The sequence below is a fragment of the Candidatus Lernaella stagnicola genome (genome assembly GCA_030765525.1).
GTDB classification, from domain to species: domain Bacteria; phylum Lernaellota; class Lernaellaia; order Lernaellales; family Lernaellaceae; genus Lernaella; species Lernaella stagnicola.
The window spans coordinates 69,935-92,577 of sequence record JAVCCK010000046.1 but is presented as its reverse complement, the minus strand read 5'-3'; the positions used below and the strand labels follow the sequence as shown (position 1 = coordinate 92,577).

Genomic DNA, 22,643 nt, shown 5'->3' with positions numbered 1-22,643 from the left:
AAATAGGAACCGAACCTGCGCCATAATCTACCGTTTCACCGCGCGCCGTCAACCGAATCTGTTGCCGCGGTGGGTAAAAACCGGTATACGTAGCACGTTCGAGGGCATGAAAGGCGGTTATGAAGGTACGGATCATCAGCATTTTTCCGGGTTTTTTCGACTCCTGCCTGGGCGAAAGCCTGCTGAGCAAGGCAGCCGAGCGGGGTTTGGTCGAGATCGAAACCGACGACCTGCGCGGCTACGCCACCGACCGCCACCGCACCGTCGATGACGAACCCTACGGCGGCGGCGCGGGCATGGTGATGAAAGTCGACGTCTGGGCCTCCGCCATCGAAGCCGCCCGGCACGACCTACCCGGTTGCCGCGTCGTGCTGCTCTCCCCGCAAGGCGTCACCCTCGACGACGCCGGGGCCCGCCGCCTGGCCCGCGAAGAAGCGCTCGTGTTTTGCTGCGGCCGCTACGAGGGCGTCGACGAGCGCGTGGCCGAGCACCTGGTGGACGAAGAGCTTTCCATCGGCGATTACGTGCTGACTGGCGGCGAGGCTGCCGCGCTGGTGGCGATCGACGCCGTGGCGCGCAAGCTGCCGGGGGTGGTGGGGCGCAGCGAATCGGTCGAAACCGACACTTTCAGCGCGGGGCTCAAGTACCCGCAATACACCCGGCCGCCGGTTTTCCGTGATTGGGAAGTGCCGCCGGTGCTGCGGTCGGGCAACCACCGCGAGATCGACCAATGGCGGCGCGAGCAGGCGCAACGGCGCACGGCGGCGCGGCGACCCGACCTCATCGGGGCGGCGCTGGCCGAACGCACAACGCTGGTCAGCGCCGATCCGCAGCGCTTTTCGCCGGATTGGTTGCGCGAGGTGCAGCGCATGTACGGCGTCGGGCGCATCGGGCTGGCGGTCGAGGACGCGGCGTTTCGCGAGAGATTGTCGAGTGAAAATAAAGACATGAAGGTTTGGGGGTCGCTGGCCAAGGCGGCGCGGCGCTGGTCGGATCATCTGTGGGTTCACGTGGCGTCGCAAGCGGCGGCGGGGCAAGAGTCCCCGGCAGCGATTCGGCGGCTGATCGGCGGCGAGAAGCCGCTGGTGGTCAGCTTCGGCGGTTTGTCTCCGGAAGGGGCGGTACTTGCGGCTCCGGCCGTTGAAAGGGTCTGCGAAACGCCCGCGGCGTTGGTGGCCTGGCTTGATCGGCTCTTTGCCTCCCCGGAAAAAAGCGCTTGACAAAGACCCTATGATTGAGCATATTTACGCCTCTTTTTGGGCCCTTGTATGGTCAGGAGCATGAGCCATGGACGTGATAGCGTCATTTGAAAAAAGCCAAACGCGTAGCGATCTCCCGGAATTCAACATCGGGGATGTCGTGCGCGTGAATTTGCGAATCCGGGAAGGCGAGAAAGAACGCTTGCAGCCCTTTGAAGGCGTGGTGATCGCCAAGCGGAATGCCGGATCGCGGTCCAGCTTCACGGTGCGCAAGGTCAGTTACGGGATCGGCGTCGAGCGCGTCATTCCGTGTTTTTCGCCCGCCTTGCATGGCCTGGTAGTGGTGCGGCGCGGCGATGTTCGCCGGTCGAAGCTCTACTACCTGCGCAATCTGCGCGGCAAAGCGGCTCGCATCAAAGAAAAGCGGGACTGGTAAGTCCGACACGCAACGAGTACCACGACTCCTCCACTTCGGTGGGGGAGTTTTTGTGCTTAAGCGCCTTTTTGCGCCGGCGGCGACCGGCCTCCGGGCGGTGATTCGTCTCTTTGCGGCGGTGCGACCTTTTGATAGGATGGCGCGGAGCTATTTTTAGCCAAGGGGAAGCTTATGCGTCGATTTGCTGTATTAGTTGTTTTGTGGCTGGTGGTGACCGTTGCCTGTCAGCCGGTGGACTCTCCGGTGGATGCCGATGGAACGAACGCCGCCAAGGCCGCCGCGATCGACGGCAAAGCGCCGCCGTCGCCGACCGCCGCTGCCCTCGCTCGTCCCGGCGATGTGGGCGATGAGCAGAGCATCATCATGGTCAACGGCCGCGCGATCACGCCCGTGGGTGAGATTCGCGCCACGCAGGCTTTCCCCGGCAACGTGATCGTGCTTCCCGACGGCAACCTGGTCGTGATCACGATGCGCGGCGACGAGCGCGGCTTCACGATTTTCGACGGCGACACCCTCGACGAGATTTCACGCGTGGTCGTCTCCGCCCCCTTCTTCGGTCTGACGGCCAACGCCGCGGGCGATAAGCTATGGGTTTCGGGCGGCAAGCGGCAGCGCGTGATGGAATACGATCTGGTCGCCGGCGAGGCGTTCCACGTGCGGGATATCCCGAGCATGCTGCTGCCGGCCAATCTGGCCTTGGTTCCGAACGAGGAAAAGCTGCTGGTCACCAGTTCCTTCGGCGCCGGTTTGCAGATCGTCGATCTGGACGACGGCCTGATGGAAGCGCACGCGCCGACGAACTTGTATCCCGTTGATGTCGTCGTTTCGCCTGACGGCCACGAGGCGTACACCGCCAATTGGGGCGACGAAACCGTGACCGTTGTCAACTTGCAAACGGCGCAGCGGTCGGCCGAAATCCAAGTCGGGTTTCATCCGGAGTCGCTGGCGCTGTCGGCGGACGGCGGCACGCTGTATGCGGCCAACAGCGACGAAGACACCATCAGTGTCATCGACGTGGCCTCGCGCACCGAAACGGCGACGCTCGACGTGTACCGCGCCGCTGAAATGGCCGGCGCCAGCCCGGTCGATCTGGCGTTGAGCAGCGACGGCGACACGCTGTACGTCGTCTGCGCCGGATTGGACGCCGTGGTGGTTTTCGATACCGAAAGCGGCGAGCGGCTCGGCTCGATCCCGACAGGCTATTACCCGACCACCGTGGCGTTGGATGAGGCGCGCGATGCGCTGCTGGTCACCAACGGCAAGGGCGGCGGCATCCCGACCGACACGCCGAGTTGGGGCGTGAACCAAACCGGCACGCTGCAGAAAATCGCGCTGCCGACGCCGTCGGAACTGGCCGATTATACGCAGCAGGTGACCGACAACCTGACGCGCACGGAGCTGTTCTGGGAAACCCAGATGTTCGACAGCCCCATCCCCACCGAGCGCGGCGTGCCCTCGACGCAGATCAAGCGGGTCGTGTTCATCATGAAAGAGAACAAGACCTACGATCAGGTGTTGTCCGACATCCCCGGCGGCGAGCGTGAGCCGGCGTTTCTCGAATTCGGCGCGGGCATCACGCCCAACACGCACGAGCTCGCCGAGCAGTTCACGAATTGCGATAACTACTACTCCGAGGCCGACGCCAGCGTGCAGGGCCACATGTGGTCGACGCTCATGTACTCCAACGACTACATGGAGCGGGCGCGCATGATGAGCAGCAGCAGCCGTTATCCATTGACGAACATTGAGCCCGCCGCGCAGGGCGTGCGGGGCAGCATCTTCCGCCACATGTACGAAAACGACGTCACGTTCCGGGCGTACGGGCAGGTGATCACGATCGGCGACACGCCCGACCTGCTTCCCTATTTCGACTTGAAATACGGCTTCTGGAACCTGGGCGTATCCGACGAGACGAAGGCTGACGAAGTCATCCGGGAGATGGAGGCCGGCATTTGGCCGCAGTTCGTTTACATTAGCCTGCCCAACGACCACACCAACGGCTCGGACGAAGGGGAACCAACGATTCCCTACTACGTCGGCGACAACGACGCGGGCCTGGGCAAGTTGGTCGAGTACATCACTCACAGCGACTACTGGCACGAGACGGCTATCATCATCACGGAAGACGATCCGCAATCCGGCATCGATCACGTCGATGCCCACCGCACGATCGCCCTGGTCGCCTCGCCCTACGCCAAGCGCGGCTACATTTCGAGCGTGCTGTATTCCATGCCCTCGATTTGGATGACCGTCGAGATGATCTTCGGCCTGCCGCCGCTGACCGTCTACGACGAGCACACCAGCCCGATGTACGACTGCTTCACGACCGACACCGACATGACGCCCTACGACGCGGTGCCCAACCCCGTCCCGCTTGAGTACAACCCGGCAGGCCTCGCCTTGGCCGACTACTCGCGCAACCAACGATGGGACGCGCCCGACCAGGTGCAGCGACTGGGCGAAATCGTCTGGTCCGTGATGCGGCCGGGAGAGCGCTGGCCGGCGGAGTTTTCTGTAGATTCCTACTACGTTGACGAGGATGAGGACGAAGACGACGACGCTGGAGAATACCGCGCCGCCGCCGAGTGGATGATGCAGGAAGCGCGCCGCGCCGGTTTGTGGAACGGCGAGCGATTGCCGACGATCAAGGAACTCGTCGCTGATGGCGTGCTGAAAGTCGGCCACACGAAGCAATAACCGGCGGCGCCGGGCGTGGACCTGCCGGGCCGCGGCGCCGATGGTAAGGGCATGCCGCATCGTCTCTTTGGTTTTTTCGCTGCATTGACGGCCATCGCCTTGCTTGCCGTTTTCTGGCGCATTGTCGAACCCTACGACGGGCGCATCGTTTCTCAAGACACGCAAAGTTATCTCGCGCTCGCCGATAACCTGGCCGCGGGCCGCGGATTCACCGAATACGAAACCGACCACGGGCCGCCCTATCAAAGCCGTCGCACCGCGTGGCGCGCGCCGCTGTTTCCCGCACTGCTTGCCGTGGTTTTCAAAGCCGTCGACGACCCCGCCCGCCGCGTGGCGGCGACGACGTGGTTGCAGGCACTATGCGGCGGCGCGGCCGTGTTGTTGCTGGGCATCGTGGCGCTGCAGGTGCTCGGCGACCGCTGGGCTGCGCTGCTGGCGGCTGCGGTGTGGGCGCGCGACCCGCTGTCGATGGATGTGGCCAAGCTGCCGCTGACCGAACCGCTTTTTTTGGCCCTTATGATGGCGTCGCTGGCGTTGTTGGTGTTTGCGCAACGGCGGCGCGCGTGGCCTGCCGACGCGGCGGCGGGCGCGGTGCTGGGCTTGGCGACACTGGCGCGGCCGGTGCTGTACCCGTTTTGGCTGATGGCATTGGGCGCGGTGGCGTATTCGGTTCGCAAAGAGGGCGGCGGACGTCGCTTGGCCGCCTTTGTTGTCGCGTTGCTTGTGGTGGTCGCGCCGTGGATGATCCGCAACACGCTGGTTAACGGTCGCTTGACGTTGCTGACGACCAACACCGGTTTCAATCTCACCTTGGATAATTCCGAGCGCAGTCACCTGGAAGTGTGGACCGAACTTCACAAACGAAGCTCTTCGCATTCGGTGAACGAGGCCGACCAGAACGCCGCGTACCTGCGAGCCGCCGCGCGCGAAATCGCCGCACGACCGGGTGCGTTTTTGGGCAGGGTCGCCGAACGCGTTTGGCGCATGGGGACGCGGCCGGCGCTCTGGTCGTTGCTTGCATGGGTCGGATTGGCGGGGCTGCTGTGGCGTCGCAGGAAGGATGCATTTTACGTGGTTGCCGCCGCGGGGAGTTTGGGCTTGGTGTACGCGATCGTCTTTTACGACGAGCGCATGGCGTTGACGCTCACGCCGTTTCGTTTGTTGTTTGCTTCGATGGCGATCATGTGGGGTGGCCGTATTCTTGCGGGTCGCCTTTCGCGGTTACATCATCGGGAGACGCATCGCGATCAGTTCGAAAATGGCGACAGTCAGGAAAAAGAAGAAGGTTCCCACGGAGACCAGAAGGCGACCGACGTGCTGCGGTGATAGCCGGTAGGTAAGCGCCAGGAGCGCCAGATAGGGTATCCAAAAAACGGGCAACCACAGCGTGGAAACTTTCGCCCCCGCCCATATCATTGCCGCGGTTAATGGAGGCAGCGTGAGATGCACGCTGGATACCATGCGCTCGAAAAAACTTGCGCCAATCGCCGCGACTCCCAGGGTGAAGATAAATAGTAACGTGGAGGCGACCCAAAGACCGAGGACAGATTTCCGATACATGAGCTTCTCCCGTGCGTGAGGTGTGATTCACGTTACGGAATATTTTCCCGGCGACGGGTCAGCAGCCGCACCCCTCGCTGTTGTCGTCTTTGTCGTCATCGTCGTCACCGGTTGATCCAGCAGGAAAGACGCGATGTCGATGGTGAGCCGGTGGCGATATTGACGCGGCGTTTTCCAGCCCGAGCGATCCAGGCCGTCCCGCACGGTGGTGGGAGGCACGATCAGCACGATAGCTACACGGATAGCGAACAGTATCCTTCTCATCGTCCACGAGCTCTTGGCATGGGGGGGTTCCATAAGTATAGGCAGATTTGTCACGCAGAGCCAACGCCGGTTCGGATTTTGGCACCGCGGCCTATCGGGAAGGCCCGGCGACCGCTCGCGGTTTGCCATTGCCCGCCGATCCGTTAAGGTAGGCGCGGATTTTGACCGGAGGCAACTGCGATGATCGACGCCGTCCTTTTCGATTTCAACGGAGTGGTGATCGACGACGAACCGCTGCACGACGAGTCGTGGCGGGAAGTTCTCGTTCCGTTGGACATCAACTACACCGACGAGGAATATTACGGCCCCCTACTCGGCGTGCCCGACGCCGAATTCCTGCGCCTGCTGCTGGCCCGTCGCGGCGTCGAGATGAGCCCGTCGCGGCAACTCGAACTCCTCGCGGCGAAAAGCGTAATCTACGACCGTTTGGTACGCGAGCGGCCCGTCGACCTGCCGGGGTTGGCCGCTTTCGTGCGCGACCTGGCCGGTCACGTGCCGGTCGGTGTGGTCAGCGGCGCGTTGCGCCACGAGATCGAATACCACTTGGCGCGCTTGGATATCGCCGAGTGCGTCGCCGCGGTCCTTGCGGCGGGTGAATACGCAAAGCCCAAACCCGACCCCGCACCGTATTTGACGGGCCTGGCGAAACTGAACGAAGCGGTCGGACGCGCGGTTCGGCCGGGGGAGGTCGTCGTCATCGAAGATTCCACCAACGGGGTGAAGAGCGCCTTGGCCGCGGGCATGGCGGTTGTGGGTGTCACGGCGCGCACCGATCCCGAACGGTTGCCGGGCTGTTTCGCCTGGGTGGCCGATTTTAACGGTTGCGATTACGACTGGCTCGTTCGCACCGGGAAAGGAAACGCACGTTGAAAACTATTCGTCTCGATCCCATTTGTCAGGACTGCTTCGCCCGAGCCGTGATCCGCGTGGCGGAGATGCACGGCTTATCGGCCGAGCGCATCGCCACGCTGGTGGACGAAACGCGGCAACTCATCGCCAGTACGCCCGCTGATCAAGGGCCTCCGCAGGCGGCGCGCCGCTTGCGGGGTTTGCTGCAGCGCCACCTGGGCGTGACCGATCCGTTCGCCGAGGTGAAGCGCCTGGGCAACGAACACGCCGCGGCCGTCGTCGAAACCTTGCGCGACCGCATCGTTGCTTCCGACGATTCATTTCGCACCGCGCTGCGCACCGCGCTGGCGGGCAACGTGATCGATTTCGCGTACGTGGGCGAACAGGATTTGCCCGCCACGGTCGAACGCCTGGCCGAAGCGGAGTTGGGCATCGACGATACCGAACGCTTGCGCGAGGAAATCGGCGCCGCTCGGCGCGTACTGTATTTGGGCGACAACACCGGTGAGGTGTGGTGCGACCGCCTGTTCATCGAGACGCTGCCGCCCGGCCCGGCGATCACCTTCGCCACGCGGGAGTCGCCGGTGCTCAACGACGCTACGCTCGTGGAGGCCCGGCAAGCCGGTCTCGACCAGGTTTGCGAATTGATTTCCTCGGGCAGCGACGCGCCGGGCGCCATTCCCGAATTGCTCAACGATCGCACGCGGGAATTGCTCGAGACGGCCGATGTGGTCGTGAGCAAAGGGCAGGGCAATTTCGAAGCGCTTTACGGCCACGCGCTGCGCCCGGTCTATTTCGTCTTCCTGGTCAAATGCGAGCACGTCGTCGAAGCCGTCGGCCACCCCGTCGGCACGGGTATCGTATGGCGCTGGACGCCATGACCGCGCGGGCGGCCTGTTGCGGCAACCGCGACCGCGCATATAAGATGGGGCCATGCGACGCTTACTTCCGCTAGTTTTACTCCTGCTTTTACTGGCGTGTAACAGACAGGTGACCGAGGATCCGCAAACCGGCCAACTGCGCGGTCTGCTGGTGCAAATCCCCGGCGGTGAACGGGTGTTTATCGAAAACAGCCTCAAACACCTGGCGCGCGCCGGCGTGAGGCCCGTGCAGTTGCCCTCGAACCTGATTGGTTCTTCCCAGGGGCCGGCGGGCGGCGCGGCCACAGCGATCGTTCGGCTTCCTCATCCGCCGGCGGTCTACGCCTCGGAGGTCAACTACTTCCTGTTGCGCTCCCAGGCCATCGGCTCGGCGTTGGGTTGCGCCAGCGCGTTGTGGAACCCGGTGGGGCGCACGGTCGGCCCGCAGGCTCACGAGTACACTCTTTGGGAACGACGGCGAGATTTGAAAATCAGCCGTGGCGACAAAGTGAAACCCAGCCCGCTGGTGACCATTCCCGGCGGTGAAGCTTGGCTTTACGACGAGGAGGCACAAGGCTTGCGTCGCGTTCGTTTCGATTCCTTCGCGATGGAAAAAACGGAAGTGACGTACGAACAATTCGCGGCGTTTCTAAACGAGACGAAGCACAGTGAAAACGTACTGGCCCAGTTCACCGACTTGAGTCGCCCGGACAATCCGATCGTGCGCAAGGACGACACGTACGGGGTGCCCGCCGAATGCGCCGCCTTCCCCATGGCCTTTGTTTCCTACGCCGGAGCGCAGGCTTATTGCGAGCACATCGATCGCGCGTTGCCTCCCGACCGATTTTGGGAGATCGCGGCGCGTGGCGCCACCAAGCGGCCCTATCCTTGGGGAGAGGACGCCGACGTGTCGAGATACGCCAACGTGTCGGGGAGCGAGGACGGATACATCAACAGCAGTCCGGTTGGGTCCTTCCCCCGCGGCGCGACGAAGCACGGCTTGTTGGACATGGCCGGCAATGTTTTTGAATGGACCTCCCACGACCGCGGCGTGCGTTTACGCGGCGGCGCCTGGGCGACCGACGCCCGCTGGGTGCTCAACGACGCTAACGAAACCAACGTGCCGCACGCCCGCAACAATCACAACGGCTTTCGGTGTTTCGTGCTGTCGCCGCCCAGCGAGGATTGAAAGGTTTTGCGTCGACGCCCGAACCTGCGTTAAAGTGGGCGCGCCCAAGTAGGAGGTTGCCATGTCGAAGGTCTTGACGCTTTACGAGAAAAGTCACCTAGTCGCCGCCGCGGTGCGCGTGCATTTGCATCTTCACGGCACGCCGCCCGCGCCCGAGGATATCGCCGAAGCGCTGCAGATAAATGTGGAAGAAGTGCACCACGTGGTGAATAAAATGGCCGACGTGGGCGCGGTACGGGTGATGACCGGAGCGTACGGCGCGCGCGTGTTGATCGACGACCATCACGTGATCGAGGATCTCGAAGGCAGAGATGTCGCGCCGGGCATCGAAGACGAAGTGGCGGCCTTTCAGGCGGCGGCGGCGGAAAAAAACAAGGAACTGGCGACCCGTTTCGAAAAGGGCTACGTCGATCCTAAGAAAGCGGAGCAGACGGCCGATATCGAAGCGAAGTTGGCCGATCCGTCCAAGGCCAGAAAATCCGACAATCCGCTCGACGCGATGTTCAAGAAGAAAGAGTAAAGCGCAACGTGTAACGGCGCTCGCGGTCGCCCACGCGCAGGGCAAGCTCCAACTGATAGACGGCATCCGGCGACGGCGGCCCGGCGGAACGATCCACCAACCGCCGTCCCGCCCGGCTTTGCGGCGTGAGCACCAACGCATGCGGCACCCCGCGCCGCAAACGTGTCGGCGTACGCAAGCCGACATCTCCCGCGCCCAGGCCCGGCGCGCTACCCAGCACAGCCTCGGCGTGACCGTCGGGCCACACGAAGCGGCAGGCGTCCCAATCGATCCATATTTCGGATTCGCCGACCGCCTGCACCGTGAGCAGCAACGCCGACCGGCCGGGCAAGAGTGTCAAGCGCAACTCTGCATCGCGTGTCACGGCCGCCGGTCCCTCGTGGTCGACCACCATCGGCTGCTCGCCGCTTCGCGCGTCCAGGAGCGTCAAACCGATGCCGTGGCTTGACGCGCAGCCGACAAGAAACAGGATCAGCACCCCTATGGCGTAGCAACGTTTCATAAATTGCGAGCGGGGGGATTCGAACCCCCATGTCCGAAGACACTGGATCCTAAGTCCAGCGCGTCTGCCAGTTCCGCCACACTCGCTGAAGGCTCACTGAAAATATGTAAGCCGCACCGCAGCGTCAAGACGGCGCTTGCTCCGCGTCCTTTTCCGGCGGCGACGGCGGCCCCCACGCGGGGCGGAAGTGAATGGCGTCGGTCGGGCAAACGCGCAGGCAGCGCATGCACGAGAAGCAATCCGCGGGCAAAGATTTTTTTGCCAGGCGGTCACCCGCCGCGGTGAGGGGACAGGCTTTCGCGCAAGCCCCGCAGTCGATGCAGCGGTCGAAATCGATGCGAATGCGCGTCAGGCTGAGGCATTCCACGAACCACGATAGAAAGCCGAAGGGACAAATGAAACGGCAGAAGGGGCGGTAGAAGAAAAGGCTGACAAGTAGATACACTGCCACCGACGCGCCCAGCGTCCACGGGAAGAAATCGAAGTTGAAGAGGTTGAAGGGATTGACGTAGTGATACCACACGAAGCCCTTGGGCGCGATGGCTCCGTACAGCCCGAGAAGGAACACCGCGAACAGCAGCGCCCGCACGGAGTTGCTCACCCACAGCGGCAGCTTGGCTTTTTTCACTTTTTTGAAGCCGGGGATCATGTAAACCAATTCCTGCAACGCGCCGAAGGGACAGACCCAACCGCAAATCGCCTTGTTCGCCACCACGGCCAGCAACAAGAAAAACACGAGCGCCAGAAGTTTGGGCAGCACCGCGTCGTAAAGCCCGACGGTCGATTTGAAGACTTTCACCGCGCCTTCCATGGGGTTCGGGCTTTTGCCCAGCACGAAGCCGAGCACGATCACGGAAAACAGCAACACGCCGATGTACACGCTTTGCGGGTAGTAGTCTTTGCGCCTTTTCGGATTCTTGCCGAGGCCGAAACGCACCAGCCAGGCCAGCGCAAAGAGGGTCATGACGGCGTACAGCGGGTATTTCAGGTTTTGCAGTGGCGTTTCTTCATGCGACAGATTGTGCGTAATCGCCTCGTCGATCGTCTCTTGCGTCACGCCGAACTGCGCGACCGGCGTATCCTTGTCGACCCCCACCGCGAGGCCGAAGTCGTGGGCCAGCGCCTTGCCGTTTAAATCGTATGCCATGGCGATATCGCGGATCGTGCTCTCCGGTGTGAACTTCTTCGCGCCCGGCGCGGGCAGTTCCTTCCCGGGTCCGGCGAGCTTTTGCAGGGCTTCGTCCAACTGCGGCCGGGTGATATTCAGCTCGACCAGCGGCATCTCTTTGCTGATGTCGCGCGGCAAGCCGAGCGCCTCGGCCAGATCACCGCCGCGCACGCCGCGACTGTGGGCGACTTCGCGCAGGGTTAAGTCCGCCGGCAGGGGTTCTTCGGTGGCAGCTTGGGCGAAGGTTGCGGCCATTAGCAAAAGTGCGAAGACAAGAGCGACATGCGCCTTCATGGCAACTCCTTGGCAGATGGAATTCTGTTTTATTGTAGCGGTCTCGCCGCGGCGGCGCTACATGCGCTCGGGAGCGTCGATGCCCAGCAGATGCAGGCCTAGGTTGAGTTGCCGCGCGGTCACGTCGCACAGGGCGAGGCGCGAAATCAACGTGTCGCCCGTAGAGCTCAGCACGGGGCAATCACGATAGAACACGTTGAAGGTTTGCGACAGCGTGAACAAGTGGTCGGTCAGCAGGTGCGGGTAATAGTCATCCGGCACGTCATGGACGACATCGGCGAATCGCGCCACCGATAACGCCAGGCCGCGCTCGGCCGGGTGCTGGATCGTCACCAGCGTGTTGGCGGGCAGCCGCCAATCGGGCGCGCCGTACTTGCGAAAGATCGAGCGAATCCGCGCATGCACGTATTGCAGGTAGGGCGCCGTGTTGCCCTCGAAAGCCAGCAGCTTATCCCAATCGAAGCGGTAGTCGCTGTTGCGGTTTTGGGAAAGGTCGGCGTACTTGACGGCCCCGACGCCCACCGCCTCGGCCACGTTGCGGCGTTCGGCTTCGGAGAGGTCGGGGTTTTTCTCCGCGATGATCGCCGCCGCGCGCGTCACGGCTTCTGAAAGCAAATCGGCCAGGCGAACGGTGCCGCCCTCGCGCGTTTTGATCGGCCGCCCGTCGGGCCCCAGGATCGTGCCGAAGCCCACGTGCACGAAACGTTGGTCGTAACCAAGCGCGCGCGCCGCCGCGAAGAGTTGCTGAAAATGGAGGTTCTGCCGCTTATCGACCACGTACACGATCTCGTCGGCGTCGTGCGCCTGGTCGCGGTAGGCGATGGTCGCCAAATCGGTCGTGGCGTAATTGAACGCGCCGTCCGACTTGCGGATCATGAAGGGCTTGTCGCCCAGTTGCGGATCGGCGTCTTCGTCGAAGTAGATCAGCACCGCGCCCTCGTCCTCGCGGGCCAGGCCCTTGGCCAGCAGGTCGTTGACCAGCGAGCCCAGGTTGTTGTGGTAGGCGCTTTCGCCCCGCCACTCGTCGAAGGCCACGCCAAGCCGCGCGTAGACTTTGTCGACTTCGATCCGGCTGGCGGCGACGAAGTGGTCCCACAACGCTTTGTTATCCTCATCACCGGCTTGCAGCTTCGCCAATTCCTGACGCGCGTCTTGAGCGACCGTCTCGTCGCTTTTCCCCGCGTCGTTCGCCAGCTTGTAGACGCGCTCGAGTTCGTTGGTCGGATCGGTTTGCAGCGCCTGCTCGTCGCCCCAACGGCGAAAGCCGTAAATGAGCATGCCGAACTGCGTGCCCCAATCGCCCACGTGGTTGTCGCCGATGGCGTTGTGACCCAGAAACTTGAGCACGCGCACCAGGGCATCGCCCAGAATCGTGCTGCGCAGGTGGCCCACGTGCAGCGGCTTGGCGACATTGGGGCTGGAGAAATCGACGACAACCGTGCGTGGCTGCTCGACCGCGCCCACGTCCAAATGCTCATCGCAGGCCATGGCGGTAATACGCTTGCCGAGAAAGCCGTCGGTCAGCCGGAGGTTGATAAAACCCGGCCCGGCGATTTCCGGCGGCGCGCACCACTCGTCCAGGTCGGCGGCTTCGACCACGCGGGCCGCCAATTCCCGGGGGTTTAGCCCCGCCTGCTTAGCCGCGCCCATGACGCCGTTGGCTTGGTAGTCGCCGAATTTCGGATCCTTGGCCTCGCGCACGATGGCCGGCGCGGGGGAGCCGAGCGCTTCACCGAGCGCCGCGTTGAGTTCCTGGTCGAGGGTTTGTCGAATGCGCATGTTGTGACTCTCTGTTTCAGTTCGCGCAGAATTTAACACGGGGTTGAGGATTTAGCGAGCGCCACACGCGCGTAATCGGCTAGTTTTTTTTGCGCGATTGGCGCGGCACCAGCTCGTCGCGGTAGATTACCTCGCCGGTTTTTTTGTCGACGGCGAATTTGTCGGTCATCCAGCCGACGCGCACGTCCTGGGTGCGGTGGTCGGCCTGCGGGTGGAAGGGTTTGATATCGAGCACCGGTGTGCCGTCGATGAAATCGATTTCCTCCACGTGCAAAATGTTGCCTTCGACTTTTATCAAGCGCACAACCGAAAGCCCGATGGGGTTGGGGCGACGCGGGCTGCGTGTCGTAAAAAGGCCGCGGAGTTGGTCGTCGGCAAAGGGTGTGGTGATCAAGCGGTAGCCCTCGGACCGGTGCAGAAACACAAGCAGGTGCAGGTGCGAAAAGCCCTCGATATCTTGCAGGCCCGGCGCGTACTCGGGCAGGATCTCGATGCGCGCCGTGACGCCCTTGGCGAACGCGGCGTTGATCGGCACGCCCACCGGTTCGCGATGCTCGCTGCGCACGTAGCCGATGGGTCGGACTTCGAACACGTTCTCGTGCGGGTCGGTCATGGCGCGATCAGAATGTGAACACGGCGTATCCCTTTTCCAGGAACGCGGTGATGCTGGGGTGGCCCATCATGTCGTCGTACAGGTGCAATTCCTGTTCTATCGCTGCTTCCAATGCGCCGACCTTGCTCGCGCAGGCTTTGCACACGCCGCCGATCAGGCCTTCTTCTTTCGCCCGCCGGAACAGCTTAGCGTTGGGATGGTCGGGATTCTCGGGGTAATCCTTGACCAACTTACACGCGGAGCCTTCGATGACGATTTGCACCTCGTAATCCTTCGAGTGCATGTCGAAGGCGTGCAGCAACACGTGAATGAAGCACATCGGGTCGCCGTTGAATGCGAAAAGCGCCACTTTTTTCACCTGAGTCTCCTCATTCGGTTTCGCGGCCGTAGTCGTCTTCCAACCGCACGATATCATCCTCGCCGAAATATTCGCCGGTCTGCACTTCAATGAACACCAGGGGTTCCGCGCCGGTGTTGGCGATACGATGGGGAATCTTGACGGGAATATCCACCGCGACCCCGGCTTGCACGGGCAGTAGATCGTCGCCGCGGGTTACGTCGCCTGTGCCGGCTACCACGAACCAATGCTCTTGGCGGCGATGATGATATTGAAGGCTGAGCCGCCCGCCGGGCGACACCACGATGCGCTTGGTTTTATAATCCGGCTCGTCGAGCAGTACTTCGAAACTGCCCCATGGCCGATGCTCGATTTCATTCATACCGCTTCTCCGAGGATGAATAACCTGCCGGTACCGATGTGGGTTAAATATAGACTGCAAGCGTCGCGGGAGCTACCGGAAAAAGGGTAAAAAAGTGGGCCGTGACGGGGTTTTGGGGGGGAAGGATCACGGCCCGGATTAGGATGATGGTCAGGCGTATCCGTCACCGTTTAGGGATTTTTGCATAGTCCGCTTCGAACCGCTCAATCCCAATGTCGGTGAGAGGGTGGGTGAACATTTGTTGTAACACCTTGAATGGTATCGTCGCCACATCGGCGCCCATCACCGCGGATTCCACCACGTGCATGGGGCTGCGGACGCTGGCGACCAATATCTCGGTGTCGAATCCGTAATTATCGAATATCACCTTGATTGTTTCGATCAAACTCATGCCCGCCGAGCTGATGTCGTCCAAGCGGCCCACAAAGGGGCTTACGTAGGCGGCGCCGGCTTTGGCGGCCATCAATGCCTGCATCGATGAGAACACGAGCGTCACGTTGGTTCGGATGCCCTCCTTTTTCAACGCGGAAACCGCCTTCATGCCCTCGGCGGTCATGGGTATTTTCACGACGACCTGGTCGCCGTATTTGATCAGTTCGCGCGCTTCGGCGATCATGCCCTCGAAATCGGAGCTGATCACTTCCAAACTCACCGGCCCTTTGACCAGGGCGCATATTTCCTTGGCGACCTCGTCGAAGGTCTTGCCGGTTTTGGCCGCCAGCGATGGATTAGTCGTTACGCCATCGACCAACCCCATGGCGATGCCTTGCCGGATTTCCTCGATGTCGGCGGTGTCCAAAAAGAATTTCATCGGCTGCGTGCCTCTCAGTATTTATAGCCGGTGGACAGGAAAAACGACGTCTCGGCGAAGATGGATAGCTCGACGGTGAAAAACACGTTCTGCGTGACGAAATAATCGCACCCGATAAACATGCCCCATTCCAAGTCGCCGGTGATATCGTCGTTCGAATCGTCAAAGTGGGTGATCATGTGGTCGTACTTGATGCCACCGTAGGGCGTCAGCGACCGCATCACGTATGCGAAAACCAGGCTCGCCTGCAATTCGTTCAGGCGGGCTTGAGCGGTATCGTCTCGGGTTGCGATCTCGAAATACTGTGCGTCGAGCGTGATGTTCAGCGGGCTGTCCCAAGTAAGCGGGAAAAGCTGCGGCCGTAGCCCGACGCCCCACAACATGCCCAGCGTGCCTTCGAAATCACCGTCGTCAAGCTGCAGGTCGCTCGCCCCGAACAGGCCGTAGACATCCACGTACCGCACCGGGGCGACGTTGCCCTTGAGCACGAAGCGTCCCGATGTCATTTCGTCCGTGATGTCGTCGTCTTCGATGACGTGCACGTCGCGCATCGTCCAGCCGATGCCCGCTCCGATCGAGAATGAGGGGCCGATATTGTAACTCAACCCGCCGAGTCCCAATGCCAAAGCAGGCCCCGCCCAAAGGACGATCACCGCCATAACGACCAATGCAAGAAAGGCTCTTTTGTTCAACATCTTGATATTCTAAAGGGTGATGACCACTACATATTGCACTTTGGATCATTATCGACATCGTCCGATTGATGTCAAGGTGTTTTTCGGACCCGGCAAAAAAAATCCCCAACGTGTTGATTTTGAGGCTCATTTGCGACCTGTTTTCGGGCCTTGACCGCCATGCCGAAACGGCTCGTGGAGCGCGGCGCGACCGCGGCGTGAAGACACCCGCCGCCCGATGAGCGCCATTGGCTAGTTATGAACACATATTGGACAATGACAAGGGGAATCGGGCGGTTTTCCTACCCAGGAGGCCGGTTATCCGCGAGCTTGGTGGTCAGTAATGTCCGCCGCTGGTCGGCGCGTTGGTTGGCAATCGCGATATCCAGCGCCCGGCGCGAGCCGCACAGCACCACCAACCGCTTGCCGCGGGTGACTGAACCGGTTATTGGACGGCGCAAGAAAACACATATTACCGTGTATTTCAATAATGGGGTTGAGCGCTCATCAAACAATAGATATAATCACTTTTTTCTGTGAGGGCGGTTGTGGAAAGTAATGGAGAATTTGAGGGTTTTTGGTGGTTACCGGAGGAGGAAGAGGTACGCCTGCACGGCCGGCTGCGTCGTTTGCGCAACGGAAATTGGGAGTTCTTCGTTCGAGGAGATAACACTGCAATTTCCAAGTGGAAGAGTGAAGGGAGGCGCGACGTAATTCATGGTCTCGACGAGTCCGGGTTAAGAATCAGCGTTTTAGATTCAATTCTCGAATCATATCAGCCGATTTCTGGCGGTCTACATCGACTTAGATTCTTTTCTCGACTGATAGCAGTTGGTGTTCATACAACGGCCGAGTCGGAAATCATGTATGAGCAATATACCGTCAAATACCAACACCTTCACACTTGGAATGATATAAAAAGTGAGGTCAGTATTCCGAAAAAACGCATTTCTCGGGACGGTGTGGACGGTGTTACGATAGACGTGACGTCGCCAAAGCCAAAAGCGGTCACGTTGTCATCTGGTATTACGATTGAGTTTGTTTCCGCCTATAAGTATCAGATATCCTGGAGTAAACGACGGTTCTTGGCCTTTGAACATCGGAGCTTTGTTCGTTTTCGCCATCCGGCGAAGGTTTCGTTTGCCGAGGCGTTGCGCCATGCCGGCGCTCTTCGATTATTACTTACCCTTGGTGTCGGAGAGTATACGAATATCTCATCAATGTTTGCGGGCTCCAGCGAGGAAGGCGATAATAGAGCAGTTGTTTTTTGTCACGTCGATTTCCACGTAGATGAGGAGGAAACGAAAGACATTACATCGACTCAGGTCAATTTTCCGCTTTCGGCTATCGAAAAAACGCTAGATGAGCATCTAGAAAAGCTGTTTCAATTTTACGAGAGGTTCGAAGCAGTTATTAATCAATTCCTGGCGACTAAATCCAACCCGACGATCCATTTGGAAAACGAATTTCTGAACATGTGCCAATCGTTGGAGGCAATTCACAGATTGACGTGCGACGGCGAAGTAAATACGGAAGATATGCATAAGAAGAAAATCGAGAATATTTGCGACTCCGTGAGCGCTAAACACCGAAAATGGCTTATGGAGAAACTAAAATATTCAAATGAAAAATCTTTTAGGAAGCGGCTCCTCGAGTTAGTCGAGAAAACGTGGGTGGTTTCAGAGAGTTTTCTCAAAGATAAAAAAGCATTTTGTAATGAAGTACTACAAATTCGGAATAGACTAGTACACAGAATGTCTGAAGCTTCGGGGTTTATTCAAGCGAATTTCAATGAAGTTCTTGTTACTGCTTGGCGAATGGATTTGCTGGTCCAAATATTGTTCTTGTTGGAACTCGGATTTAGTGAGGAACAAGTCCTTTTGTTCTTAAAGCCACAAGGAACGGCTTATCGGACAATCCGAAATATTGCATTGAATGAGAATAAACCAGCAAAATGATTTCTTTTGTCTCGAATAGGCGCAATAAACCATATTAGCTGGGAAACGAATTGCCGCGGGCCGGCTACGTGGTTTCTTGTGATGCCTAAATCGAATTTCTTACAGCTTGGAGTTTATCCAACAGCAGGGTCCGTCGCTGGTCGGCGCGTTGATTGGCAATCGCGATATCCAGCGCCCGGCGCGAGCCGCACAGCACCACCAACCGCTTGCCGCGCGTAACCGCCGTGTAAAGCAGGTTGCGGGCCAGCATGATGTAGTGCTGCGTGTGCAACGGCACGACGACGCAAGGGTATTCGCTGCCCTGCGCCTTGTGCACGCTGACGGCAAAGGCCGGGACCACCGCATCGATTCGCGAGCCCTCAAGAACGACCGGGCGGCCGTCGAAGTTCACCACCATCCGTCGCGCCGCGGCATCCACGCGCTCCAGGCGGCCGACATCGCCGTTGAAAATTTCGTTGTCGTAATCGTTACTGGTCTGCATCACCTTGTCGCCGACCCGGTAGATCCGATCGCCGGCGCGTAACTCGTCGCCGGTCGGGTTGAGCGCGGCGCGCAGGTGCTCGTTGAGTTGCGAGACGCCCGCCTCGCCCCGGTGCATCGGCGCCAGCACCATGATGTCTTCCAGCGGATCAAGCCCGTAGGCGTCGGGTAGGCGGCGCGAAACGAGGTCGACCACAATTTGCCGCAGCGCCACCGGGTCGTCTTCTTCCAGGAAAAAGAAATCGCTGTCCTTGCCGCCGGAAAAATCGGGCGTTTGTCCTTCGATGATACGATGCGCGCCGCTGATGATGCGGCTGCCCGCCGCCTGGCGGAAGATTTCGTTCAGGCGCACCGTCGTCATCCAGGGGCAGGCGATCAGGTCGGCCAGCACGGAGCCGGGGCCGACGCTCGGCAACTGGTCGGCATCACCCACGAGCACCAGGTGCGCGCCGGGGCCCACGGCGTCGACCAGGTTCATCGCGAGAAAGACATCGAGCATGCTCGTTTCGTCGCAGATGACCATGTCGGCTTCGAGCGGGGCTTGGCTGTGACGGTCGAAGAAACGCTGCGCGCTGTTGAATTCGAGCAAGCGGTGGACGGTTTTGGCTTCCCGACCGGTGGCTTCCGACAGGCGCTTGGCGGCCCTGCCGGTCGGCGCGCACAACGCAACCGTGCGATCCATCGCCTCGCAAATATCGCAGATCGCCCGCACGATCGTCGTTTTACCCGTGCCCGGCCCGCCGGTAATGACCAGCACGCGTTGCGCGATGGCGTCGACGACCGCCTGCCGCTGCCGCTCGGCCAGGGGCATGCCCAAGCGCTCTTCCACCCAGGTGATGGCGCGGGGGCGGTCGATCTGCCGAAAGCGGCTCGGCCCGGCAAAGAGCGAGGCCAGCGAACGGGCCAGGTTGCGTTCGGCCGTGTCCCGCGTGGCATGGACCAGCACGTCCTCGTCCTCGATGGTTTGGCGCACGAGTCGCGAGTCATCCCGCAAGGCCTCGAGCCCCGCGGCGACGATCTCCCGCGGCACGCCCAGCAGCACGCGGGCCCGCTCGGCGATTTCGGCCGTGGGCACGTAGGTGTGGCCCTCGGACGTGGCGTCGGTCCAGGCTTGCATCAGCCCGGCGCGTACGCGTCGTTCGTCCTCGGGTTTGACGTTCAGCCGCCCGGCGATGCGGTCGGCGGTGTTGAAGCCGACACCGCGGATTTCGCCGACCAGCGCGTACGGGTCGCGGCGTACGATTTCCAGCGCGCGGCCTCCGAAGGCCTGCAAGATCCCGGCGGCCAAGGAGCGCGGCGCGCCGGCGGCTTGCAGCAGCAGACCGATTTCGCGGACGTGGCGAATCTTTTGCCAGGCCGCTTGGATCGTCGCAGCTTTTTTGGCGCCGATACCGGGCACATCGCGGATGCGGCGCGGGTCTTCGTCGATCACCTCGAAGGTATCTTTGCCGAAATGGGCGACGATGGCCTCGGCCATTTTCGGCCCGATGCCTTTGATGAGGCCCGAGCCCAGATAGCGGACCATCGCGTCGCGGTCGCTGGGCACGGTCGGCTCGTAGGAGATGATGCGGAATTGGCGTCCGTGTCGCGGGTTGTCTTCCCAGCGGCCGTGGGCGCGGATGGTTTCCCCGGCGGCCAATTCGGGCATGACGCCGCAGACGGTAGTCGAGCCGCCGCCGTCGCGCGCCATCCTGGCCACGGTGTAGCCGGAGTCGTCGCTGCGGAATACGATACGCCGGATTTGGCCCGAAAGCTTCTCGGTCATGTTGTGCGACTTGCTTTTTTCAGTGAAACGCGCCCTACTATATCACCGAACTTCAATAACGAAAATATTGGATTGCGTCATGTCAGCGAGTTCCCCCATCTTGTCCCGTATTTTGAAGAAGATCGACGACCTGCCCACCCTGCCCACAGTGTTGCAGCAGGTGTTGGAAATCACCTCGCAGGAAGATACCGGCGCCGCCGACATCATCGGTGTTATCGACGCCGACCAGTCGCTGACGGCCAACTTGCTGCGGGTGGCCAACAGCCCCGTTTTCGGCGTGCCCAACCGCATTCAATCGGCCAAGCAGGCGGTGGTGCTTTTGGGCTTCAACGAAGTGCGCAGCATCGCCCTGTCGGCCACCGTGTTTTCGATGTTCGAAGCGGCCGAAGGCGAAACCGTGTTCAACCGCGAGGCCTTCTGGCGGCATTCCTATCTGGTGGCGCACCTGACGCGGGAACTGTTCACGAAGTTTCCCGATGCCGACAACAAGGCGCTTTATTTCACCGCCGGCTTGCTGCACGACATCGGCATCGTGGTGATGGACCAGTTTTTCAGGCCGGAGTTCAAGGACATCGTGGAGACGATTCAGCAGGAAAACGAAATGCCCCTCCGCGCCGAGGGCCGCTTCATGGGCGTGAACCACGCCGCGATCGGCGCCGTGTTGCTGCGGCGTTGGCAGTTGCCCAAATTGCTGGTGAAGGTCGTGGAAACCCACCACAACCCGTGGGATGCGCCGGCTGCCGCCGCGCCCCTGGTCCGGGCGCTTTACTACGGCAACCTGCTGGCGCAACTGATCGGCTACCCGGCCTACGCCCAAAGTGAAGCGCCGACCGTGGAGGGCTTTTTGGACTCCGCCGACGCGCAGCAACTCGCCGAGGCCGGCATGCCGCTGGACAAGCAGTGGCTGGCCGACACCGTCACGCGCTACAAGGAAGATGAAATCCTGCTCGACCTGATTATGGGCGCCGCCACGCCGATGTAATATCCGTTTCTTTTTTTGCCTTTTCCGCAGAAACATATACGCGTATTATGTTCGCCATCATCCCCCCGAGGTGCGCGATGGCGGAGAACGAGCAAGCCGAGAACGAACAAGTCGAGAACGAGCAAGTCGAGAACGAACAAGCCGAAACAAATACGACCGAACCGGCGGAATACGAACAGCGAAAACAAGGCCGTTTCGAGGAATGGGTTATCGCCCACACGGGCATTTCAATTATCTTTGCGGCGTTTTTCGGCCTCGCTGCTGTATACGGGGCCATCGCTTGGATCAATTATCATTGCCTGCCTTGCGAATACAATAATCCGGGCATTTGTGCGCTAATTGCGAAGAGCCCACCGTGGACGCTCTTAACGGCGCTCGGTACCGTATTTGCCGTGCTTCTGACTTGGTATATCAGGAGCGTTCATCGCCACCAAGAATTGGATAAACGAGAACGAGAGCTTATCGAACGTCGGCGGGAAAATGCGCACAGAGAAAAAGAGTTTGTAACGCGATGTGAAGAAGGAAAAGAGAGGTTGTTCAACGAACGCTATGCGCGGGCAATTGAGCTTCTCGGCAACGATGACATCGACGTTAAACTGGGCGCTGTTTACGCCCTCGATCGACTCGCCGGCGATTCCGAGAAGGATCGTGCGACGATCATCAACTACTTTATGGCGTTAGCTCGCCGTATCGCACCGGCGGAAGTTCACATCGAGCAAGATGGAGAAACTGGAGAAAGGAAAAACATAAAAGATCGATCCACGCCATTGGACGGGCCAACAAAAGTCCTTTTACAGGTAATCATAAATTCAATTGGAAAGTATTTTTCAGACGTTGCCGAAGAACAGAGACCGAAATTTCAAAATATCGATTTGAGGGGAATGAGATTCATTAGAATGAATCTTGAAGGAGTGAGATTCACGGAATGTTTGTTGGATAACGCGATATTCCACTTTACGAATTTGGATCGGGGAGAATTCCGGCATATCGATTTCGGATCATCGACAATATCCAGTTCGTCTCTTCGTAAAGCACGGGTGTATTATTCCATTTTTAAAGATGGCATTTGGGAGTATGTGGAAGCTGGGGGCTGCCGCTTTTTTGATTCGGAGTACGAAAATTCTTGGGGGCCTAGTGTAGCACTGACCAAGGCTTATTTCGCTTTTATGACGTTTAGGGGTATGTTGTTCCAGATAGATTTGTCACAGGCGTATTTCGACGACGTCCGATTTGAAGAATGCGAATATCTGCCGGGAGAGGCGAAATTCCCTGAGGGTTTCGACCCGGAGAAAGCAGGGATCACGCGCTTACTCGAATGAATAGA

The 22,643-nt window shown here is 60.2% G+C and carries 21 protein-coding genes and 1 tRNA gene; 11 read left to right on the top strand and 11 right to left on the bottom strand.

Annotation, left to right across the window (positions count from 1 at the left end; genetic code table 11):
• Positions 1–119: 119 nt before the first annotated feature.
• The 4 genes from trmD to P9L99_21725 all read left to right on the top strand — a co-directional run bounded on the left by trmD (position 120) and on the right by P9L99_21725 (position 5,658).
• The gene (gene trmD / locus P9L99_21740; protein ID MDP8225998.1) at positions 120–1,220 is read left to right on the top strand and encodes a tRNA (guanosine(37)-N1)-methyltransferase TrmD; all 1,101 of its coding nucleotides are present in this window, start codon (positions 120–122) and stop codon (positions 1,218–1,220) included.
• A gap of 67 nt (positions 1,221–1,287) precedes the next feature.
• Positions 1,288–1,635: a 50S ribosomal protein L19 gene (gene rplS, locus P9L99_21735; GenBank protein ID MDP8225997.1), complete on the top strand. Its 348-nt coding sequence runs from the start codon at positions 1,288–1,290 to the stop codon at positions 1,633–1,635.
• A 171-nt stretch (positions 1,636–1,806) separates the two neighbouring features.
• Positions 1,807–4,332, top strand: a complete 2,526-nt coding sequence (locus P9L99_21730; protein ID MDP8225996.1) for a bifunctional YncE family protein/alkaline phosphatase family protein — start codon at positions 1,807–1,809, stop codon at positions 4,330–4,332.
• Positions 4,333–4,347: 15 nt separating this feature from the next.
• The gene (locus P9L99_21725) at positions 4,348–5,658 is read left to right on the top strand and encodes a glycosyltransferase family 39 protein (protein MDP8225995.1); all 1,311 of its coding nucleotides are present in this window, start codon (positions 4,348–4,350) and stop codon (positions 5,656–5,658) included.
• Positions 5,659–5,919: 261 nt separating this feature from the next.
• Here the strand turns inward: P9L99_21725 and P9L99_21720 are convergent, their stop codons facing one another.
• Positions 5,920–6,156 (bottom strand): hypothetical protein, encoded by a 237-nt coding sequence (locus P9L99_21720; GenBank protein ID MDP8225994.1) that lies wholly within the window; start codon positions 6,154–6,156, stop codon positions 5,920–5,922.
• 180 nt (positions 6,157–6,336) lie between these two features.
• Between P9L99_21720 and P9L99_21715 the strand changes: the two genes are divergently transcribed.
• The 4 genes from P9L99_21715 to P9L99_21700 all read left to right on the top strand — a co-directional run bounded on the left by P9L99_21715 (position 6,337) and on the right by P9L99_21700 (position 9,574).
• Positions 6,337–7,026, top strand: coding sequence for an HAD family phosphatase (locus P9L99_21715; protein MDP8225993.1), 690 nt, complete (start codon positions 6,337–6,339; stop codon positions 7,024–7,026).
• On the top strand, positions 7,023–7,886 hold the full coding sequence (locus P9L99_21710; protein MDP8225992.1) for an ARMT1-like domain-containing protein: 864 nt from the start codon (positions 7,023–7,025) through the stop codon (positions 7,884–7,886). The genes P9L99_21715 and P9L99_21710 overlap by 4 nt, the downstream gene beginning before the upstream one ends.
• 52 nt (positions 7,887–7,938) lie before the next feature.
• On the top strand, positions 7,939–9,054 hold the full coding sequence (locus P9L99_21705) for an SUMF1/EgtB/PvdO family nonheme iron enzyme (protein ID MDP8225991.1): 1,116 nt from the start codon (positions 7,939–7,941) through the stop codon (positions 9,052–9,054).
• A gap of 61 nt (positions 9,055–9,115) precedes the next feature.
• Positions 9,116–9,574: a hypothetical protein gene (locus P9L99_21700; protein MDP8225990.1), complete on the top strand. Its 459-nt coding sequence runs from the start codon at positions 9,116–9,118 to the stop codon at positions 9,572–9,574.
• Here the strand turns inward: P9L99_21700 and P9L99_21695 are convergent.
• From P9L99_21695 to P9L99_21655, 9 genes are all read right to left on the bottom strand, one after another.
• Positions 9,558–10,076, bottom strand: a complete 519-nt coding sequence (locus tag P9L99_21695; protein ID MDP8225989.1) for a hypothetical protein — start codon at positions 10,074–10,076, stop codon at positions 9,558–9,560. The genes P9L99_21700 and P9L99_21695 overlap by 17 nt on opposite strands.
• Positions 10,077–10,080: 4 nt before the next feature.
• Positions 10,081–10,162, bottom strand: a tRNA-Leu gene (locus tag P9L99_21690).
• 38 nt (positions 10,163–10,200) lie between these two features.
• Positions 10,201–11,538 carry a 4Fe-4S binding protein gene (locus P9L99_21685; GenBank protein MDP8225988.1) on the bottom strand — a complete coding sequence of 446 codons (1,338 nt, stop codon included), beginning with the start codon at positions 11,536–11,538 and terminating at the stop codon, positions 10,201–10,203.
• A 57-nt stretch (positions 11,539–11,595) separates the two neighbouring features.
• Positions 11,596–13,317 (bottom strand): arginine--tRNA ligase, encoded by a 1,722-nt coding sequence (gene argS, locus P9L99_21680; protein MDP8225987.1) that lies wholly within the window; start codon positions 13,315–13,317, stop codon positions 11,596–11,598.
• Between the two features lie 79 nt (positions 13,318–13,396).
• Entirely contained in the window at positions 13,397–13,930 is a 534-nt protein-coding gene (gene tsaA, locus P9L99_21675) for a tRNA (N6-threonylcarbamoyladenosine(37)-N6)-methyltransferase TrmO (GenBank protein ID MDP8225986.1), read from the bottom strand.
• Positions 13,931–13,937: 7 nt separating this feature from the next.
• Positions 13,938–14,288: a DsrE family protein gene (locus P9L99_21670; GenBank protein ID MDP8225985.1), complete on the bottom strand. Its 351-nt coding sequence runs from the start codon at positions 14,286–14,288 to the stop codon at positions 13,938–13,940.
• A gap of 10 nt (positions 14,289–14,298) precedes the next feature.
• Positions 14,299–14,649, bottom strand: a complete 351-nt coding sequence (locus tag P9L99_21665; GenBank protein MDP8225984.1) for a phosphomannose isomerase type II C-terminal cupin domain — start codon at positions 14,647–14,649, stop codon at positions 14,299–14,301.
• A gap of 163 nt (positions 14,650–14,812) precedes the next feature.
• Positions 14,813–15,460: a fructose-6-phosphate aldolase gene (fsa, locus tag P9L99_21660; GenBank protein MDP8225983.1), complete on the bottom strand. Its 648-nt coding sequence runs from the start codon at positions 15,458–15,460 to the stop codon at positions 14,813–14,815.
• 14 nt (positions 15,461–15,474) lie between these two features.
• Entirely contained in the window at positions 15,475–16,155 is a 681-nt protein-coding gene (locus tag P9L99_21655) for a hypothetical protein (protein ID MDP8225982.1), read from the bottom strand.
• Positions 16,156–16,682: 527 nt separating this feature from the next.
• Here P9L99_21655 and P9L99_21650 point away from each other — a divergent pair.
• Complete coding sequence (locus tag P9L99_21650; protein ID MDP8225981.1) at positions 16,683–18,092, top strand: hypothetical protein; 1,410 nt, start codon at positions 16,683–16,685, stop codon at positions 18,090–18,092.
• Between the two features lie 85 nt (positions 18,093–18,177).
• On the opposite strand, the gene P9L99_21645 is transcribed toward P9L99_21650, so the two are convergent.
• Complete coding sequence (locus tag P9L99_21645) at positions 18,178–20,337, bottom strand: ATP-dependent RecD-like DNA helicase (protein MDP8225980.1); 2,160 nt, start codon at positions 20,335–20,337, stop codon at positions 18,178–18,180.
• 79 nt (positions 20,338–20,416) lie between these two features.
• Between P9L99_21645 and P9L99_21640 the strand changes: the two genes are divergently transcribed.
• Both P9L99_21640 and P9L99_21635 read left to right on the top strand, forming a co-directional pair.
• A complete protein-coding gene (locus P9L99_21640; GenBank protein MDP8225979.1) occupies positions 20,417–21,319 on the top strand; it encodes an HDOD domain-containing protein in 903 nt (300 codons plus the stop codon).
• 77 nt (positions 21,320–21,396) lie between these two features.
• A complete protein-coding gene (locus P9L99_21635; protein MDP8225978.1) occupies positions 21,397–22,638 on the top strand; it encodes a pentapeptide repeat-containing protein in 1,242 nt (413 codons plus the stop codon).
• Positions 22,639–22,643 lie beyond the last annotated feature (5 nt).

Excerpts from the sequence above, each read along its gene's own strand:
- trmD (MDP8225998.1), top strand. The coding sequence starts at position 120 with ATGAAGGTACGGATCATCAGCATTTTTCCGGGTTTTTTCGACTCCTGC.
- rplS (MDP8225997.1), top strand. The coding sequence starts at position 1,288 with ATGGACGTGATAGCGTCATTTGAAAAAAGCCAAACGCGTAGCGATCTC.
- P9L99_21730 (MDP8225996.1), top strand. The coding sequence starts at position 1,807 with ATGCGTCGATTTGCTGTATTAGTTGTTTTGTGGCTGGTGGTGACCGTT.
- P9L99_21720 (MDP8225994.1), bottom strand. The coding sequence starts at position 6,156 with ATGAGAAGGATACTGTTCGCTATCCGTGTAGCTATCGTGCTGATCGTG.
- P9L99_21715 (MDP8225993.1), top strand. The coding sequence starts at position 6,337 with ATGATCGACGCCGTCCTTTTCGATTTCAACGGAGTGGTGATCGACGAC.
- P9L99_21705 (MDP8225991.1), top strand. The coding sequence starts at position 7,939 with ATGCGACGCTTACTTCCGCTAGTTTTACTCCTGCTTTTACTGGCGTGT.
- P9L99_21700 (MDP8225990.1), top strand. The coding sequence starts at position 9,116 with ATGTCGAAGGTCTTGACGCTTTACGAGAAAAGTCACCTAGTCGCCGCC.
- P9L99_21695 (MDP8225989.1), bottom strand. The coding sequence starts at position 10,076 with ATGAAACGTTGCTACGCCATAGGGGTGCTGATCCTGTTTCTTGTCGGC.
- P9L99_21685 (MDP8225988.1), bottom strand. The coding sequence starts at position 11,538 with ATGAAGGCGCATGTCGCTCTTGTCTTCGCACTTTTGCTAATGGCCGCA.
- argS (MDP8225987.1), bottom strand. The coding sequence starts at position 13,317 with ATGCGCATTCGACAAACCCTCGACCAGGAACTCAACGCGGCGCTCGGT.
- tsaA (MDP8225986.1), bottom strand. The coding sequence starts at position 13,930 with ATGACCGACCCGCACGAGAACGTGTTCGAAGTCCGACCCATCGGCTAC.
- P9L99_21665 (MDP8225984.1), bottom strand. The coding sequence starts at position 14,649 with ATGAATGAAATCGAGCATCGGCCATGGGGCAGTTTCGAAGTACTGCTC.
- fsa (MDP8225983.1), bottom strand. The coding sequence starts at position 15,460 with ATGAAATTCTTTTTGGACACCGCCGACATCGAGGAAATCCGGCAAGGC.
- P9L99_21655 (MDP8225982.1), bottom strand. The coding sequence starts at position 16,155 with ATGTTGAACAAAAGAGCCTTTCTTGCATTGGTCGTTATGGCGGTGATC.
- P9L99_21645 (MDP8225980.1), bottom strand. The coding sequence starts at position 20,337 with ATGACCGAGAAGCTTTCGGGCCAAATCCGGCGTATCGTATTCCGCAGC.
- P9L99_21640 (MDP8225979.1), top strand. The coding sequence starts at position 20,417 with ATGTCAGCGAGTTCCCCCATCTTGTCCCGTATTTTGAAGAAGATCGAC.
- P9L99_21635 (MDP8225978.1), top strand. The coding sequence starts at position 21,397 with ATGGCGGAGAACGAGCAAGCCGAGAACGAACAAGTCGAGAACGAGCAA.